Origin of the sequence: Amycolatopsis sp. H20-H5 (assembly GCF_035828755.1) — a bacterium.
GTDB lineage: Bacteria > Actinomycetota > Actinomycetes > Mycobacteriales > Pseudonocardiaceae > Amycolatopsis.
This window is the reverse complement of record NZ_JAYMZS010000010.1, coordinates 138,358-154,690: the sequence shown is the minus strand read 5'-3', so window position 1 is coordinate 154,690 and position 16,333 is coordinate 138,358. Positions and strand designations below refer to the sequence as shown.

Here is a 16,333-nt window from a genome sequence, read left to right as displayed (position 1 = left end):
TGGACAAGCCGCACACCATGACCACCCGGGCCCGCCACTTGGTCGCGCTCTCGATCGCCGAGATCCGACGCCTGTTCAACCTCATCGACAAAGACGATCACGTCATCGACCAGGGCCTCCGTGCGTCGGCCTGGCGACGCGGACACCAGGCAGACGCACGAAGAAGCCACTTCAGACGACGCCTCCGCCTCCAGATGCTAGAGATCTAGCCCTGTAGTACTAGCCCTTGAGGCCGGATTCGGCGACGCCTTGGACGAGGTAGCGCTGGAGGAAGACGAAAAGCGCGACGATCGGGAGGATCGAGACCGCCGCGGCCAGGAAGAGGAGGTTGAGCTGCGGGTTCTGGGAGGTCAGGAGGCCGGACAGGGCCACCTGGACGGTCCACGACTCGGGCGACTGGGCGATGATCAGCGGCCAGAGGAACGCGTTCCAGCTGCCGATGAACGTGATCACCGCGATCGCCGCGAAGAAGCCGCGCGAGTTCGGCACCACGATCCGCCAGAACACGCCCCAGCGGCTCAGGCCGTCCATCCGCCCGGCCTCCTCCAGCTCGAGCGGGAAGTCCACAAAGTACTGCCGGAACAGGAAAACACTGAAGGCGCTGAACAGCCCCGGGATCACCAGGCCGCGCAGGTCCGAGAGCCAGCCGAGGGTCGACACGACGACGAAGCTGGGCACGAAGGTGACCGACGTCGGGATCATCAGTGTCGCGATCACCGCGTACAGCATCGCTTTCGAGTGCTGGTAAGGGATTCTGGCCAGGCCGTACCCGGCGAGCGAACACACGATGAGCAGGCCGATGGTCTGCAGCACCGACACGACGACGGAGTTGAGCAGGCTTCGCGCGAACGGGACGTCCTGCAGTGAGAAGAGCTGTCCCAGGTTCTCCCAGTGCAGGGTCGACGGGAACAGCGTCCAGTTCGGCGCGGTGATCTCCGCGCGGGTGGCCAGGCCGTTGCGCAGCAACAGGTAGAACGGCAGCAGGAACAGCACCGCCCCGATCAGCAGCGCGATCCAGCGCAACACCTTCATGAGGCCGCCTTCCCGAAGCGGAATGCCTTGCCCTGCAACAGCGTCACCAGCGCGATGAGCAGCGCCAGGATCACCGCCCCCGCGCTGCCGCGGCCCAGGTCCTGGCCGCCCGAGCCGAGCGACGTGTAGTAGAGGTAGACCAGCGGTGGCCGCGCGAACGGCGGATAGCCGCGCGAGTCGCCCATGATGTTGTAGAACTCGTCGAACGCCTGGTACGCGTTGATCAGGTTGAGCAGCAGCACCGCGACCGAGGTCGCCCGCAGTTGCGGCAGCGTGATGTACCGGAAGATCTGCCAGCCCGGCTTCGCGCCGTCGAGCCACGCGGCTTCGTAGAGCTGGCCGGGGATCCGTTGCAGTGCCGCGAGGAACAGGATCATGTAGAACCCCAGCTGAAGCCACAGCCGCGCGGTCACCAGCACGATCCAGTACAGCGGCGGACGCACCGTCCCGGTCCACGCGACCGGCTCGATGTCGAACAGGCTGAGCAAGGTGTTCGCGAGCCCGTACCGCACGCCCGAGAACAGCGACGTCTTCCAGATCAGCGACGCCACCACGTACGAGCAGGCGAACGGCAGGAAGAACACCGACCGGAAGAACGCGCGCGCGAACTGCAGCTGGTGCACGCCGAGCGCCAACAGCAGCGACAGCACGAAGGTGAGCGGGACGATGAAGAGAGCGAAGACGCTGAACGTGCCGAGGCTCGAGAGGAACGCCTCGTTGCTCAGCATCTCCGCGTAGTTGTCCAGCCCGACGAACGTCGTCGGCGTGACCGTGTTGCGTGCGTCGAAGAACGAGAGGTAGACGCTCCACCCGATCGGCAGGTACGCGAACACGGCCAGGCCGACCAGGAACGGCCCGACGAACAGCCAGAACGAACGGGCGTCCCGCGCTTTTCTGGAGACCATCAACCGAACAGGCGCTTGAGCTCGGCCTTCGCGGTGTCGACGGCTTTCTTGGTCTCGGCGGCCGGGTCGGCGCCTTCCTTCGCGATCTTCGCGACGGCGTCGGCCAGCGCGGTGTTCGACGGCTGTGTCCACACGGGACCGCCGATCAGATGGCTGTTCTCCTTGACGAACCGGGCGGCGTCGGCCGCGGGGCCGCTCTTGAGGCTGTCGGCCTTGTCCACCAGGCTCTGCCGGGCGGGGACGTGGAAGCCGAACTTGGTCGCGAACTCCAGCTGATCGGTGGTCTGGTCGATCCAGAGCCACTTCACGAAGTCCTTGGCGGCCTGGACGTTCTTGCTCTTGGCGTTGATCATCGCGCCGTACGCGCCGACAGGCACCGAAGGCGCCCCGCTCGAGTCGAGCTTCGGGAAGGCCAGCACGCCGAAGTCGTCCTTCAGCGCTTCCTGGATCTTCGGCACGTTCCACAGCCCGGACCACTGCATCGCCGCGAGCCCGTCGATGAACGCGGCTGGATCCGACCAGTCCGTCGGCGCGCCGAGCAGCAGTGAGCCGTTGGTGTTCAACGTCCGCAGCTTGCCGAACGCCGTCGCCGCGCGCGGGTCGTCGAAACCGACGGCCTTGTTGTCTTCCTTGAGGTAGTCGAGCCCGGCGGACCACAGCAGTGGCCCGGTCAGCGTGCCGACGCCGCCGTCATTGCCCGCGAAGAGGCCTTTGACGCCGTCCTTCGTGAGCTTCGCGGCCGCGTCGATCAGCTCGTCGACCGTCTGCGGCGGCTGCACGCCCGCGGCCTGCAGGAGGCTCTTGCGGTAGTAGAGGACCTGGGTGTCGGTCGCCTGCGGGATGCCGTAGACCTTGCCCTCGACGGTCTGCGCCGCCAGCACGGCGGGGCTGAAGTCGGCCTTGATCGGAGTGAGCAGGTCGTCCAGCGCGACGACCTGCTTCTGCCGCACCCAGTCGATCTTGACCTGCGCCTCGAACACGTCCGGCACGGCACTGTTCTGCAGCGCGGTGACGATCTTCGAGTCGTAGTCGCCGGGGTTCCATTGGACTTTCACCGTCGCGCCCGGGTACGCGGCCGCGTAGCGCTTGACGGCGTCCTGGACGCCCTCCTCGCCATACGCGTGGTACCACTGCTGGAGCGTCGCCTTGTCCGGCGTCGGCGGCGCGGCGGACGACGCCGTCGAGGGCGGCGGGTTGCCCTGACGCCCGGTGTCCGATCCACACGCTGTCACCACCGCGCCGACCGCGGCCATGCTCGCCAACGACAAGAATCCGCGCCTGCTGTGCTGCTGCATCCCCAGTTACCCACCCTTTGACGACTGCCCCTGAAGGCCACTGTGTTCCCTCAAGCCCGTCGCCTCGTCGGTGACGGGCTTGAGGGACTCAGAGTCCCTCATGGTGGCCTTCAGGGGCTCGAAGACTCGCCGGAGATTTACCCGTTAGAGCTGCGCTATGTCGAGCTTTCCCTCGGAGTGGAACGCGCGAAGCCGCTTCTTGTCGAACTTGCCGACGCTCGTCTTGGGCACTTCGTCCACGAAAGTCCAGTACTCGGGCAGCTGCCACTTCGCGACCTTGTCGGCGAGGAAGTCGCGCAGGTCCGTCGCGGTGACGCTCTGGCCCTCCTTGACCACTACGGCGACCAGCGGGCGTTCGTCCCACTTCTCGTCCGGGATGCCGACCACGGCCGCCTCGGCGACGGCGGGGTGCGCCATCACCTGGTTCTCCAGGTCGACCGACGAGATCCACTCGCCGCCGGACTTGATGACGTCCTTGGCGCGGTCGGTCAGCGTGAGGAAGCCGTCGTGGCTGATCTTGCCGACGTCGCCGGTGCGCAGCCAGCCGTCGTGGAACTTGTCCGGATCGATGTCAGCGCCTCCGAAGTACGACGCTGTGATCCAGGGACCCTGGACTTCGAGCTCGCCGACGGCCTGGCCATCCCAGGGCAGAACCTCGCCGGAGTCGCCGATCAGCCGGGCGCTGACCGACGCCGGGAAGCGGCCCTGCGTGTAGCGGTACGCCCAGACCTGGTCGCCGGTCGCGGCGGCGGGCGGGCGGGCGACGCTGCCCAGCGGCGAGGTTTCGGTCATGCCCCAGGCGTGCAGGATCGGGACGTCGTAGCGTTCCTGGAAGGCGTGCATCAGCGACGGCGGCACCGCGGACCCGCCGACGACGACCTCACGCAGGTGGGAGATGTCCTGCGGGTTCGCGTCGAGATGGGCCAGCAGGCCCTGCCAGACGGTCGGCACGGCGCCAGCGAAGGTCGGCTTCACCGCGGCGAGCAGTTCGGCGAGCGGCTTGGGCTGCAGGAAGCGGTCCGGCATCACGAGCGACGCGCCGACCATCAGCGCGGCGTACGGCATGCCCCAGGCCATCGCGTGGAACATCGGCACGATCGCGAGGGCCTTGTCGTGCTGCGCGAGCTGCATGCTGTCGGTCATGCAGACCTGCATCGAGTGCAGCCAGATGGACCGGTGCGAGTAGACGACGCCCTTGGGGTCACCCGTGGTGCCCGAGGTATAACACATCGCGGCGGCCGAGCGCTCGTCGATCTCCGGCCAGTCGAACTCGTCGGACTGGGCGGCCAGCAGCTCGTCGTAGGAGTGGACGGTGACGCCCGCGGGCGCCTGCAGGGCCGAGGCGTCGCCGTTGGCGACGATGACGTGCTTGACCGTCTTGAGCTCGGGCAGCTGCTTGGCCAGCAGCGGGACCAGCGTGCCGTCGACGATGACGACCTGGTCCTCGGCGTGGTTCGCGACGAAGACCAGCTGCTCGGGGAACAGCCGGATGTTCAGGGTGTGCAGCACCGCGCCCATCGCCGGGATGGCGAGGTAGGCGGCCAGGTGCTCGGCGTTGTTCCACATGAAGGTGCCGACGCGCTGGTCGCCGGTGATGCCGAGCCCGCGCAGGGCGTTGGCCAGCCGGGCGGCGTGCTTGCCTAGCTCGCCGTAGGTCTCCCGCCGGGCTTCTGAACCGGTCCAGGTGATGACTTCGCTTTCCGAATGCACCGTGCTTCCGTGGCGGAGCAGCCTCGCCAGCGACAGCTGCCCGTCCTGCATCGTGCTCAACATCGTGACTCCCGTGGTGCTGGTTCGCCGGTGAACTGGGGTTGGGGCGACTCTAATGCGGAAGGGGTGAAACGGGCATGGTCAACACAGGCAACCGTTCGGTCACGGTGTCCCTCTGACGGGTGGTGGGCAATTGTCGACCAAGATCGACTTCTGTGAGGTTTTTCCTTGTGCGCAAGGAAAAACCTCTGACTACGCAGTTTCCGGAGTACCCCTCAACTGGGTGGTTCATCCAGTAAAAACAGTGTTACGTGACACGTTTTCGCAGGCCAAGGGCCAAGCGTGACGGGTTGCCCGTCGGGTGGTGGAGGGGTAATAAGTGCGTGTCGGTTTCACCGCCGTCCACCGTGTGGCGTTTACTGGAGCGGTGGTAAGAGACGGCTGGCCTGCGCTTGCACTTGCAAGCATCGGAAAAGCTGTCGGCCGCGAAAGCGGACACCTGAGATGAAAGGACTACTACGTTGGCTCTGCCCACGTTGACTCCGGAGCAGCGCGCCGACGCCTTGGCCAAGGCGGCCATCGCTCGTAAGGCCCGCTCCGAGCTGCTTGCCTCGATCAAATCCGGCCAGGAGAGCATCGACAAGGTGCTCAAGCAGGCCAAGGAGAACAAGACCATCGGTAAGACGAAGGTCATGCAGCTCCTCAAGGCCGTGCCGGGCTTGGGCGCGGTCAAGGTCGCCGCCCTGCTCGAGCAGGCCGGTATCGACCCCGACCGGCGTGCCGCCGGCCTTGGCGATCGTCAGCGCGAAGCGCTGCTCGACGCGCTCAAGTAGAACGTTTTCGCAGCTCAGGGGCAGTGAGGGGGGAGTGTCGCCGTCGCGACATGTTGCGCTGGCGACACTTTCCCCTCACCACTCCTCAACCCTGGGACGCTGGAAGACGTGACCCAGAGTGCCGCGAGAACGGCTTCGGTGAAGACGGACGACCTGCTCCGGTCCTACGCGCGGGGTGACTTCCTCTTCGCCTCCCCTCAGCGGACAGTGCTCGGCCGCGGCGCCGAGACGGTGCTGACCGACATGGACCCGGTCCGCCTGGCCGAAGCAGTCTCCACCCGGCTGGCCACCGCCGCGGTGCCGATGGCGGTCGGCATCCTGCCGTTCGACACCCGGCCCGAGGCGGCGACACCCGGCCGGATGGTCATCCCCCGTGAACTGCGCGTCGGCGGCCCCGCTCACCCCGAGGCCGCATTGCTGCCGCGAGAGTCCCTGCCGCGCCCCCTGGCGACGAAGCAGGTGCCGCTGCCCGAACTCCATCTCGAGGCCGTCGCACGGGCCGTACAGGCCCTGAAGGACCGTGACCTGCGCAAGGTCGTCCTCGCCAGGGCGCTCGACCTCGAATTCGCCGATCCGATCCGGGTCGAGACCATCCTGCGCAACCTCGTACAGGACAACCCGCGCGGCTACGGCTACGCGGCCGAGCTGCCGCTGGGCCGGACCATGGTCGGCGCCACCCCCGAACTGCTGCTCGCCCGTGAGGGACGGCACGTCCGCTCGCATCCGCACGCCGGGTCGATGCCCCGCTCGGCGGACCCGGCCGTGGACCGGGCGAACGCCGACGCGCTGATGGCCTCGAAGAAGGACCACGTCGAGCACGCCGTGCTGACCGAGGCCGTGGTGGAGATCCTGCGGCCGTTCTGCCGCCGCCTCGACGTCCCCGCCGAGCCCGTGCTGGTGGGGAACCCGGCGGTGTGGCATCTCGGCACCACCATCACCGGCGAGCTCGACGACCCCGGTGTCACCGCGCTGCACCTCGCCGCCGCGCTGCATCCCACACCCGCCATCTGCGGCACGCCGACCGCGGACGCGCGCTCACTGGTCTGCGAGCTCGAGCCGTTCGACCGTGCTTACTACGCGGGTGCGGTCGGCTGGGTGGACGCTCAGGGCGACGGCGAGTGGGCGGTCGCGATCCGCTGCGCCGAGATCGCCGCGACGTCGATGCGGCTCTACGCGGGCGGTGGCATCGTTCCGGCGTCCGACCCGCACGCCGAACTCGAGGAGACCTCGGCGAAGTTCTGGATCCTGCTCCAGGCCATGGGCCTCGAACCGCTGGTCACCGGCCAGAGCGGCTGAAGGTCGCCTTCAGTGCGTTGAGCGCACCAAAGGCGACCCTCGGTGCGTTGAACGCAGCAAGGGCGACCTTCAGCAATCCCTAGAACTCGCGGTCAACCTCGGTGACGTTGATGTCCTCGGACGTCAGGAGCGCGACGGCCGCGCGGTAGCCGTCGCGCGCCTTCAGGTCCTTCAGGCGCGTACGGGCGGGGTCCAGCGCGCTGTCGCTGGAGACGATCAGCTCGGCGGGCTTGTCGTACGCCGAGAACGTGATGCTCTGCAACGGGATCTTCAGGCCCTTGCCGGTGGCCTTCATCACCGCTTCCTTGCGCGTCCAGTAGGTGAAGAACGCCGTCGCGCGCTCGTCGTCGGTCAGCCCGTGCAGCGCCTGCTGCTCCGCCGGGCTCAGCGCGTACTCGATCAGGGAGTTGTCCGCGCGCCTCTTCGCGGTTTCGACGTCGAGGCCGACCGGCGTGCCACTCGTCGCCGCTACTCCGATCAGGTCACCCGAATGGGAGATCGACAGCATCAGGTCCGCGCCCGGCACCTTCGGCCTGCCGTGCGGCTTGCCGCAGTCCTCGCAGGCCGAGTCGAACCTGATGGCCTCGACGGCCCGGCCGAGCCGCTCCGCCGCCAGCGTCTTGGCCAGCACCCTGCCGGTCAGGAACCGCTGTTTGTCGAGCTCCTGGCGGTACGCGACATGCCGTCCGTGCTCGGTTTCGTCGAGCAACCGCAGGAACCGCTGCTCGTTCGGCAGCGGCGCGGACCACCACACCACACAATCGATCATGAAGTCTTTCCCCCGTGTTCGTTCAGCCTTGCCGCTCGTCCAGCAAGGTCGCCTCGTCGAACGGTGACTCACCCGAGAGTGTCCTATTCACCTGTTCGGTGTCGATCTCCTTTGTCCAGGTGCCGATGAGTACCGTCGCGACGGCGTTGCCCGCGAAGTTGGTCATCGCGCGCGCTTCGGACATGAACCGGTCGACCCCGACGATGAAGCCGACGCCGTCGACGAGCTCCGGCCGGTGTGAGGACAGGCCGCCTGCCAGCGTCGCGAGGCCCGCGCCGGTGACCCCGGCGGCGCCCTTCGAGGCGATGATCATGAACACCAGCAACGAGATCTGCTCGCCGATCGACAGCGGCTTGTCCAGCGCGTCGGCGATGAAGATCGAGGCCATCGTGAGGTAGATCGCGGTGCCGTCGAGGTTGAACGAGTACCCCGTCGGCACGGTGATGCCGACCACCGGCTTGCTCACGCCGAGGTGCTCCATCTTCGCGATCAGCCGTGGCAGCGCCGATTCCGAGGACGAGGTCGAGAGGATCAGCAGGAACTCGCGACCGAGGTACTTGAACAGCTTGAAGATGTTCATCCCGGCCATCAGCCGCAGCATCGTGCCGAGGATCACGAAAACGAACAGCAGGCAGGTGACGTAGAAGCCGACCATGATCACCAGCAGGCTCTCGAGCGCCTTCCAGCCCGTCTGGCCGACCACCGCCGCGATCGCGCCGAACGCGCCGACCGGCGCCACCCACATGATCATCGCGAGGATCCGGAAGACGAGCCGCTGGATGTGCTCGATCCCACGCCGGATCGGCTCGCCCCTGGTGCCGAGTTTCTGCACCGCGAACCCGGCGAGCAGCGCGACGAGCAGTGTCTGCAGCACCTGTCCTTCGGTGAACGCCGAGATCAGCGTCTTCGGGATGATGCCGAGCAGGAAGTCCGCGGTGCTCGCGCTGGCCGTGACCTGGGCCTGGCCCTTCTTGGCGAGGTCGGGGGTCAGGTGCAGGCCGCTGCCGGGGTGCAGGATGTTGCCGACGACCAGGCCGATGGCCAGCGCGACGGTCGACATGAGCAGGAAGTAGCCGATGGCGAGCCCGCCCACGCGGCCGACCTTCGCGGCCTTCGCCACCGAGCCGACGCCGAGCACGATCGTGCAGAAGATGATCGGCGAGATCATCATCTTGATCAGGTTCACGAACCCCGTGCCGAGCGGCGCCAGGCCCTTGGCGAAGCTCGGGAACACCAGGCCGACGGCGATGCCGAGCACGACCGCGGCGATGACCGCCAGGTACAGGAAATGTGTCCTGTCTCGCTTCTGGACGGGTGGTTCGGCGGTCATGTCGTCTCCTCTGACGCCTGATCGGGCGGGGGAAACCTATGCCAAGACCGGCGCGCCCGACAACCGAGGAGGTACGCTCTACTAAGCAAGCGCTTAGCCAGCATCCGAGCGCCCCGGCGGTGGGCGCGTACCAGGTGAGTTGAGGAGCCGGTCCACCATGGATTTCACTCTGAGTGTCGAAGAGCGGGAAGTGCGTGACTGGGTCCGCACCTTCGTCCAGCGTGAGCTGGTGCCGCTCGAGCAGGAAGTCCTCCGCCGCGAGCGCGCGGGCCAGCCGGGCATCACCGGCGAGGAACTGACCGCGCTGCAGCTCAAGGCCAAGGAGTCCGGTTTCTGGGGCGTGCAGACGCCCGAGGAGTACGGCGGCATGGGCCTGTCCGCGGTGATGACCGCGCTGCTCGAAGCCGAGCTCGGCCGCACGTTCGTGCCGTTCCGCTTCGGCGGCGCCGCGGACAACATTCTGTTCCACGCCAACGAAGAGCAGAAGCAGCGCTACCTGCTGCCGACGATTTCCGGTGAGCGCAAGTCCTGCTTCGCGATCACCGAGCCGGGCGCCGGTTCCGACGCCCGCGCGATCCGGACGTCCGCCAAGAAGGACGGCACGGACTGGATCATCAACGGCGAGAAGACCTTCATCACCGGCGGCAACGAAGCCGACTTCGTGATGGTGTTCGCCGTGACCGACCCGGAGAAGGGCGCCGACGGCGGCGTCACCTGTTTCCTCGTCGACCGCGACGCCGGCTGGAAGTCCGAGTACATCGACACCATGGGCGAGTGGGGCCCGGCGGCGCTGGTCTTCGAAGACGTCCGCGTGCCCGAAACGCAGATCCTCGGCGAGGTCGGCCGCGGGTTCGAACTGGCCATGCAGTGGATCGGCCGCGGGCGCTACATCCTCCCGGCGCACGCGATCGGTTCGTGCGAGCGGCTCATCTCGATGGCCATCGAGCACGCCAACAACCGCGAGACGTTCGGGCAGAAGATCGCCGAGCGCCAGGCCATCCAGTGGATGATCGCCGACTCCGGCGTCGAGCTGGAAGCCCTGCGCTGGCTCGTGCTGCACGCTGCTTGGCAGGTCGACCAGGGCCTCGACTCGCGTCACGCGCAGTCGATCGCGAAGCTGTACGGCGGCCAGAAGGCGAACGAGATCGTCGACCGCGTCCTGCAGATCCACGGCGGCATGGGCTACACGCGCGAACTGCCCGTCGAGCGCTGGTACCGCGAGCTGCGCCTGCTGCGCATCTACGAGGGCACCGACGAGATCCAGCGCCGCACGATCGCACGCAACCTGCTGAAGGGGCACGTCAAGATCGGCGGCGTGCTCGGTTAATTGGCGAGCGCGCTCACGGACTCGCGCCGCCACACCGGCGCCTGGGCAGGTGCGTGGTCGCGTGGTGCGGCGCCGGTGCACCGTCGCGAGTTCGTGCGGCCTGGCGGCCGCGAAAGAGGGCGCGCCGCGTGAAGTCTCTGCTCGCAGAGCTCACAGAGACCCGGTGGCGGGTCTACTGCCGCTGCCGCTGCCGCTGCCGCTGCTGCTGGGCTTTCCCGCTTAGATGCCCCTGAAGGCCACCATCACGGCGTTTTACGCCGTGATGGTGGCCTTCAGGGGCAGTTCGAAGTAGGGGGGTTAGGAGTCGGTTTCGTTGCTCTTGCGCATGGCGATGGGGACGCCGGCGAGGTCTTCCTCGTTGCAGAGCAGCTTCACGTCGTAATACGGCGAACCCTTGCGGTCGTCGTAGTCGAGGTGGATGGCGAGCACGTCGACCGGCTCACCGAGCCACTCCTGAGCCTGGCGTAGCCACTTGGAGCACCGCTCCAGCGCGTTGGGGAGATCATCATCGCGAAACTCGACCGGGCGATAGGGCACATCCTGTACCTGATCGCGGGGGTTTGCCGGCACCGGCAAGCCTGGTGCGAGACCCGAGTCGTCCAGTTCCAGTTGGATCGTTTGCTCAGTCACCCTTCGAGCGTCCCCCAGTAAGGCCGTCTGAGCAAGGCGTAAGCAGGTAAAAGCCCCGCTAAACAGGCACGCCCCACACTCTGGAGACCACTTCGCGGCACCGGCCGGCGCCGGTATGCCCGCTGGCAAAGGCGCATCCCAGTGCCCGCATCGCGAGCTCGGAGTAGTGCGCTGCCAGCTGATCGAGTGAAAGTGGCCCACGTGGCGAATACCACCTCGCCACCCCGCTGCACATCTCCAGCAACGCCAGCCTGGTCACCGCCGGATGTGCGGTCGCGAACGTTCCGCTCGCGACGCCGTCGGCTATCGCGTCGGCCCACAGGCGCTCGTACGCGTCGCGGAGCGCCACCACCGGCGCGCGTGCTTCCGGGGACAGCGCGGACACCTCGTTGTCCACCACCCGGGTTTCCGACGGCTGGACGGCGTGGGCGAGCACGTGCAGCTCGACCAGGGTGCGCAGCCGTTCCGCCGGTTCGTCGACGCCCTCGCACGCCTGCTCGGCGGCGTCGAGCAGGCGGCGTAGCGATTCGGTCATGATCGCGGCGAGTAAGTCCTCTTTGGTGCCCATGTAGTGGTAGAGGCTCGCCGACGAAAGCTTGGCCTCCTGGGCCAGATCCCGGATACCTGTGCCGTGGAAACCCTTGGCGGCGAACAGTTTCACCGCGGCCAGCCGGACACGCTCCCGGCTCGTCACTGCCATTCGCCGCTTTTCGCGTCCCAGGCGCCCGCCCGCAGGTCGGCGACCTTGCGCAGCTCGCCCTTGGCGACGCGCTCGGACGGCGTCATCGGCAGTTCCGCCGGGAACGTCCAGAACCGCGGCACCTTGAAGTACGCGAGTTTCGCGGCGCAGAACTCCGCCAGCTCAGCCGGATCCGGCTGTTCGCCTTCGGGAACGACGTACGCCTTGATCTCCTCGCCGCGCAGCTCGTCGGGAACCGCCAGCACCGCCGCCAGCTTGACCGCCGGGTGCAGCTGCAGTGCTCGTTCGACCTCGTCGGCGGACACGTTCTCGCCGCTGCGGCGGATCATGTCCTTGGTGCGGCCCAGGTAGAAGACCCGGCCCTCGCCGTCCATGCTCGCCAGGTCGCCGGTGCGGAACCAGCCGTCCAGGAACGCCTTCGCGGTCGACTCGGAATCGTCGTGGTAGCCGTGCATGAGGCCGATGCCACGGATCGCCAGTTCGCCGGTTTCGCCGCGCGGCAGCGGTTTGCCGTCCGGCCCGGCGATCATCACCTCGCGGTCGCGCGAAGGCCTGCCGATGCACCCGGTGCCGACCAGTTCGTCGTGGTCTTCCTGCGCCATCCGGATGTCGCCGCCGGTCTCGGTCATCCCGAACGCCTCGTACCATGGCACGCCCCAGCGGTCCTCCAGCTCTGCGTGCAGCTCGCGGGGGATCGCCGACGCGCAGATCGCGCGGACCTTGTGCGCCCGGTCGTCGGCCGCTTCCGGCTGGCGCAGCAGCAGGGTGGGCATCAGGCCGAGGCAGTAGAACCAGGTGACCTCGTGCTCGCGGACCTTCGCCCAGAACGTCGACGGGTGAAACCGGTCCAGCACCACCAGTGTCGCGCCGCCCGCGAGTCCTAACGCGACGTTCCACTGTGGATCGATGTAGTGGAACGGCTGGGCCGTCAGCAGGACGTCTTCGGCGCCGACCGCGGGGAAGTCCGTGGCCAGGCCGATCGCCAGCGTGGTCCAGTACCGGTTCGGCAGCACGCAGCCCTTCGGCGGGCCGGTGGTGCCGGAGGTGTACTGGATGTTGACCGGCTGCTCGGCCGTGGTGTCGAAGCGGGTGGCCGCGATCGTCGGCTCGTGGGCGTTGAGCTCGTCGACGGTCAGCACTCGTTCGACGGCGGTTTGCGGCGCGATGCCGCTCAGCAACCCGGCGAACTCGCCGGTGGTGACGGCGAACCGGGCGCCGGAGTGCTTCAGGACGTGGGCGCCGTCGAACTCGCGGTAGTTGATGTTGACCGGCACCAGCGCCGCGCCGATCTTGGCCAGCGCCAGCCAGAGCAGCGGGAATTCGGCCTGGTTGCGCAGCATCACGGCGACGCGGTCACCCTGCTGGACGCCGAGTTCCAGCAGCACCAGCGCGTATTTCGAGCTGCGTGCGTCGACTTCGGTGAAGGTGAACCGCTCGCCGGTCTCGTCGAAGACCCACGCCGGTTTGTCCGGCCAGAGCAGGGCGGCCCTGGTGACGAGCTTGACCAGGGTGTCCGCTTCGGCGAGCGGGGTCATGCCCGGCTCCGGAACGCCTCGGTGGACGCCTGCACCGCCGCCGAGTGTTCGGTGATCAGCGCGTGGCTGACCTCGAGCTCGAGCGCGGCCTCCAGCGCGCCGTCGATCCCCGCGTCGACCGCGCGTTTCGCCATGGTGGCCGCGGCGGCGGGGTGCCCGGCGATCTTCCGCGCCCAGGCGCGCGCGGTGTCCAGCAGGTCCGCGGCGGGTACGACGGCGTTGACCAAGCCCAGGTCGTGGGCGGTTTTTCCGTCGACGCGCTCGCCGAGCAACAGCAGTTCCTTCGCCTTGAGCGGCCCGACCAGCAGGGGGAGCAGGCGTGACGCCGCGCCGGTGACGCTCAGGCCGAGTGAGACCTCGGGGAAGGCGAACACGGCGTCCTCGGCGGCGATCACCAGGTCGCAGCCGAGCGCGAACTCGGCGCCCGCGCCGATCGCGTAGCCGTGGACCGCGGCGATCAGCGGCTGGCGCAGGCCGCGCATCCGGCGGGTGACGTCCTGCAGCCGGTCCAGCCGGGCGCGGGAGTCGCCCCCGGCGGGAGGTTCCTTGAGGTCGTGGCCGGCGCAGAAGGCGCGGCCGTTTCCGGCGAGCACCACGGCGTTCGCGTCGGACGCGGCGGCGGCGTCCAGCGCGATCAGCAGGTCGTCGACCAGCGCGGGAACGACGGCGTTCAGCCGCTCGGGGCGGTTCAGCCGGATCAGGGCGATGCCGTCTTCGACGGCGAAGTCCACGGTGCTCATGAGTCGAGCCTAGACGACCGATCGATCGATCGATAGAGTCGACTTCATGCGGGTCGACACGGTGTACGAGAACGCGCGGGTGCTGACAGGCCGGAAGCGCACCGCCGCGCTGGCGGTGCTGCACGGCCGGATCGTGGCGGTCGGGGAGGACGCCGAGGGGCTGTCCGCCCGGGGGCGGGTGGACCTCGGCGGCGCGGTCGTCGTCCCCGGGTTCCACGACGCGCACAACCACATGGCGCACTTCGGGATCGGGCTCGACGAGGTCCAGCTCGGTGTGGACCACTGCAAGACCGTCGACGACGTCTACGGCGCGATCGCCCGCCGCGCGGCCGAGCTGCCGCCGGGCACCTGGGTCGTCGGGCGCGGGTACGACCAGAACAAACTCGACGGCGGCCATCCGACGCGCCAGGGGCTCGATCGGGCCGCTCCGGGGTACCTCGTCCGGGTGAAGCACACCTCCGAGCACATGGTTGTGGTGAACACCGCGGTCCTGGAGCGGCTCGACCTCGCGAACGTGCCGCCGGGCGGGGACGTCGTGCGTGACGCCGACGGCTCACCGACCGGGCTCCTGCGCGAGCAGGCCCAGCTCCTGCTTCGGCCGCTGACCTTCCCGGTTCCGCTGGAATCCGTCGTCCGCGGGCTCGACCGCGCGAGCGCGCGGTATCTGTCCGAGGGCATCACCAGCGTGCAGGAGGCGGGCGTCGGCGGCGGGCTCGTCGGGCAGACCCCCGCGGAGCTCGCGGCGTACCAGCTGGCGCGCGACCGCGGGGTGCTGCGCGTACGGAGCACGGTGATGGTCGCGGCGAGCGTGCTGCACGAGCTGAGCGACGGCGCCGGATTCGGCCTGGACCTGGGGTTGCGCACGGGTTTCGGCGACGACCGGTTGCGGATCGGCGCGATGAAGCTGTTCGCCGACGGCTCCCTGATCGGCCGGACCTGCGCGATGCACGAGCCGTTCGCGGGGGAGCCGGACAACGTCGGCTACTTCCAGGTGCCCGAGGACGAGATCGCGCACACGATCCTGCTCGCGCACGAGGCGGGCTGGCAGATCGCGACGCACGCGATCGGTGACCGCGCGGTGACGGTCGTGCTCGACGCGTACGAAGCCGCGCTCGCGCACAGCCCGCGGGCTGATCATCGGCACCGGATCGAGCACTGCGCGGTGCTGTCCCCGATCGAGCTCACCCGATTGGCGAAGCTCGGGTTGATCGCGTCACCGCAGGGGCGGTTCGTCAACGAGCTCGGTGACGGCATGCGCGCCGCGCTCGGGCCGGAGCGCGAGGCCTGGTGCTACCGGCTGCGCAGCCTGCTCGACGCCGGTTGTGTGCTGCCCGCGAGCTCCGACCGGCCGGTGGTGAACGGCGCGCCGCTGCTCGGGATCGCGGACATGGTGCGTCGCCGCACGGCCTCCGGCGAGCTGCTGGGGCCGGACGAACGGCTCACCCCGGAGGAGGCTCTGCGCGCGTACACCTACGGGTCGGCGTACGCGGCCTTCGCCGAACAGGACCTCGGCACGCTGGAGCCGGGCAAGCTCGCGGACTTCGCGGTGCTGTCCGCCGATGTGACCGACGCCGATGCCCTTGATGACGTCCGCGTGCTCGCGACGGCAGTCGGCGGGGAACTCGTCTACGAAGCCTAAGTGGTCACGTTGGGAAGTCTGCCGGAGGTCTCGACGGCCCAGCGAAACCTGAATCCGAACTTCCCAACGCAACCACCAAGGAGGGCTGGATGCCTGTCAGGGACGCGGTGTTCGAGGACATCGAAGAGATCTGCTCGCTGATCGAGGAACACGCGGTCTACGAGGACAAACACGACCTCAAACTCGACCGGGCCGAGATGAGCGGGCATCTTTTCGGGCCCGAGCCGAAGGCATGGGTGCTCCTCGCCACCCCGCCCGGCGAGCCGCTCGCGACCGCGGGATTCGCCTTCTGCAGCTGGAACTTCTCCACCTGGGAGGCCCGTCCTGGCATCTGGCTGGACGACCTGTTCGTCCGCCCGGAGCACCGTCGCCACGGCCTCGGCCGCGAACTGCTCGACGCCCTGCGCGCCCGCACCACCGGCCGCGTCGAGTGGGACATGCAGGCGGGCAACGAAAAGGCCGAAGCGTTCTACGCGAACCTGGGCGCCGAGCCCGTCCCCGACTGGATTCGCTACCGCTGGCGCCCCTGACCCGGGTTTTTCCCGCAACTCGTCGACGAGTTGTGGTCTCTCACGCGCGAGAGACCACAACG

At 68.3% G+C, this 16,333-nt stretch carries 15 protein-coding genes and 1 pseudogene; 6 read left to right on the top strand and 10 right to left on the bottom strand.

Annotated features, from left to right (window positions below):
* Positions 1-209: pseudogene (locus tag QMK34_RS08395) on the top strand (hypothetical protein); the annotation flags it as partial.
* 10 nt (positions 210-219) lie between these two features.
* Here the strand turns inward: QMK34_RS08395 and QMK34_RS08390 are convergent.
* The 4 genes from QMK34_RS08390 to QMK34_RS08375 all read right to left on the bottom strand — a co-directional run bounded on the left by QMK34_RS08390 (position 220) and on the right by QMK34_RS08375 (position 5,005).
* Positions 220-1,032 carry a carbohydrate ABC transporter permease gene (locus QMK34_RS08390; protein WP_326413120.1) on the bottom strand — a complete coding sequence of 271 codons (813 nt, stop codon included), beginning with the start codon at positions 1,030-1,032 and terminating at the stop codon, positions 220-222.
* Positions 1,029-1,937 (bottom strand): carbohydrate ABC transporter permease, encoded by a 909-nt coding sequence (locus QMK34_RS08385; RefSeq protein ID WP_326413119.1) that lies wholly within the window; start codon positions 1,935-1,937, stop codon positions 1,029-1,031. Before QMK34_RS08385 ends, QMK34_RS08390 begins: the two co-directional genes overlap by 4 nt.
* The gene (locus QMK34_RS08380; protein WP_326413118.1) at positions 1,937-3,232 is read right to left on the bottom strand and encodes a sugar ABC transporter substrate-binding protein; all 1,296 of its coding nucleotides are present in this window, start codon (positions 3,230-3,232) and stop codon (positions 1,937-1,939) included. Before QMK34_RS08380 ends, QMK34_RS08385 begins: the two co-directional genes overlap by 1 nt.
* Before the next feature lie 144 nt (positions 3,233-3,376).
* Entirely contained in the window at positions 3,377-5,005 is a 1,629-nt protein-coding gene (locus QMK34_RS08375; RefSeq protein WP_326413117.1) for a long-chain fatty acid--CoA ligase, read from the bottom strand.
* A gap of 458 nt (positions 5,006-5,463) precedes the next feature.
* Here QMK34_RS08375 and mihF point away from each other — a divergent pair, with 458 nt between their 5' ends.
* Positions 5,464-5,775, top strand: a complete 312-nt coding sequence (mihF, locus tag QMK34_RS08370) for an integration host factor, actinobacterial type (protein WP_326413116.1) — start codon at positions 5,464-5,466, stop codon at positions 5,773-5,775.
* 108 nt (positions 5,776-5,883) lie between these two features.
* Positions 5,884-7,071 carry an isochorismate synthase gene (locus tag QMK34_RS08365; RefSeq protein WP_326413115.1) on the top strand — a complete coding sequence of 396 codons (1,188 nt, stop codon included), beginning with the start codon at positions 5,884-5,886 and terminating at the stop codon, positions 7,069-7,071.
* 79 nt (positions 7,072-7,150) lie between these two features.
* On the opposite strand, the gene QMK34_RS08360 is transcribed toward QMK34_RS08365, so the two are convergent.
* Both QMK34_RS08360 and QMK34_RS08355 read right to left on the bottom strand, forming a co-directional pair.
* The gene (locus QMK34_RS08360) at positions 7,151-7,840 is read right to left on the bottom strand and encodes a 4'-phosphopantetheinyl transferase family protein (protein WP_326413114.1); all 690 of its coding nucleotides are present in this window, start codon (positions 7,838-7,840) and stop codon (positions 7,151-7,153) included.
* 22 nt (positions 7,841-7,862) lie between these two features.
* On the bottom strand, positions 7,863-9,170 hold the full coding sequence (locus tag QMK34_RS08355) for a cation:dicarboxylate symporter family transporter (protein WP_326413113.1): 1,308 nt from the start codon (positions 9,168-9,170) through the stop codon (positions 7,863-7,865).
* A 157-nt stretch (positions 9,171-9,327) separates the two neighbouring features.
* Between QMK34_RS08355 and QMK34_RS08350 the strand changes: the two genes are divergently transcribed.
* Positions 9,328-10,497 (top strand): acyl-CoA dehydrogenase family protein, encoded by a 1,170-nt coding sequence (locus tag QMK34_RS08350; protein ID WP_326413112.1) that lies wholly within the window; start codon positions 9,328-9,330, stop codon positions 10,495-10,497.
* A 297-nt stretch (positions 10,498-10,794) separates the two neighbouring features.
* On the opposite strand, the gene QMK34_RS08345 is transcribed toward QMK34_RS08350, so the two are convergent.
* The 4 genes from QMK34_RS08345 to QMK34_RS08330 are packed head-to-tail and all read right to left on the bottom strand — an operon-like array spanning position 10,795 to position 14,102.
* Entirely contained in the window at positions 10,795-11,127 is a 333-nt protein-coding gene (locus tag QMK34_RS08345; protein ID WP_326413111.1) for a hypothetical protein, read from the bottom strand.
* A gap of 58 nt (positions 11,128-11,185) precedes the next feature.
* Positions 11,186-11,827 carry a TetR family transcriptional regulator gene (locus QMK34_RS08340; RefSeq protein ID WP_326413110.1) on the bottom strand — a complete coding sequence of 214 codons (642 nt, stop codon included), beginning with the start codon at positions 11,825-11,827 and terminating at the stop codon, positions 11,186-11,188.
* A complete protein-coding gene (locus tag QMK34_RS08335; RefSeq protein WP_326413109.1) occupies positions 11,818-13,362 on the bottom strand; it encodes an ATP-dependent acyl-CoA ligase in 1,545 nt (514 codons plus the stop codon). The genes QMK34_RS08340 and QMK34_RS08335 overlap by 10 nt, the downstream gene beginning before the upstream one ends.
* Positions 13,359-14,102, bottom strand: a complete 744-nt coding sequence (locus tag QMK34_RS08330) for an enoyl-CoA hydratase/isomerase family protein (protein ID WP_326413108.1) — start codon at positions 14,100-14,102, stop codon at positions 13,359-13,361. Before QMK34_RS08330 ends, QMK34_RS08335 begins: the two co-directional genes overlap by 4 nt.
* A 46-nt stretch (positions 14,103-14,148) precedes the next feature.
* Here QMK34_RS08330 and QMK34_RS08325 point away from each other — a divergent pair, with 46 nt between their 5' ends.
* Together QMK34_RS08325 and QMK34_RS08320 are read left to right on the top strand one after the other, a co-directional pair.
* Positions 14,149-15,741 carry an amidohydrolase gene (locus QMK34_RS08325; RefSeq protein WP_326413107.1) on the top strand — a complete coding sequence of 531 codons (1,593 nt, stop codon included), beginning with the start codon at positions 14,149-14,151 and terminating at the stop codon, positions 15,739-15,741.
* 89 nt (positions 15,742-15,830) lie between these two features.
* Positions 15,831-16,271, top strand: coding sequence for a GNAT family N-acetyltransferase (locus QMK34_RS08320; protein WP_326413106.1), 441 nt, complete (start codon positions 15,831-15,833; stop codon positions 16,269-16,271).
* Positions 16,272-16,333: the final 62 nt, after the last annotated feature.

Coding starts and splice junctions, on each gene's coding strand:
- QMK34_RS08390 (WP_326413120.1), bottom strand. CDS start 1,032: ATGAAGGTGTTGCGCTGGATCGCGCTGCTGATCGGGGCGGTGCTGTTC.
- QMK34_RS08385 (WP_326413119.1), bottom strand. CDS start 1,937: ATGGTCTCCAGAAAAGCGCGGGACGCCCGTTCGTTCTGGCTGTTCGTC.
- QMK34_RS08380 (WP_326413118.1), bottom strand. CDS start 3,232: ATGCAGCAGCACAGCAGGCGCGGATTCTTGTCGTTGGCGAGCATGGCC.
- QMK34_RS08375 (WP_326413117.1), bottom strand. CDS start 5,005: ATGTTGAGCACGATGCAGGACGGGCAGCTGTCGCTGGCGAGGCTGCTC.
- QMK34_RS08360 (WP_326413114.1), bottom strand. CDS start 7,840: ATGATCGATTGTGTGGTGTGGTGGTCCGCGCCGCTGCCGAACGAGCAG.
- QMK34_RS08355 (WP_326413113.1), bottom strand. CDS start 9,170: ATGACCGCCGAACCACCCGTCCAGAAGCGAGACAGGACACATTTCCTG.
- QMK34_RS08350 (WP_326413112.1), top strand. CDS start 9,328: ATGGATTTCACTCTGAGTGTCGAAGAGCGGGAAGTGCGTGACTGGGTC.
- QMK34_RS08340 (WP_326413110.1), bottom strand. CDS start 11,827: ATGGCAGTGACGAGCCGGGAGCGTGTCCGGCTGGCCGCGGTGAAACTG.
- QMK34_RS08335 (WP_326413109.1), bottom strand. CDS start 13,362: ATGACCCCGCTCGCCGAAGCGGACACCCTGGTCAAGCTCGTCACCAGG.
- QMK34_RS08330 (WP_326413108.1), bottom strand. CDS start 14,102: ATGAGCACCGTGGACTTCGCCGTCGAAGACGGCATCGCCCTGATCCGG.
- QMK34_RS08325 (WP_326413107.1), top strand. CDS start 14,149: ATGCGGGTCGACACGGTGTACGAGAACGCGCGGGTGCTGACAGGCCGG.
- QMK34_RS08320 (WP_326413106.1), top strand. CDS start 15,831: ATGCCTGTCAGGGACGCGGTGTTCGAGGACATCGAAGAGATCTGCTCG.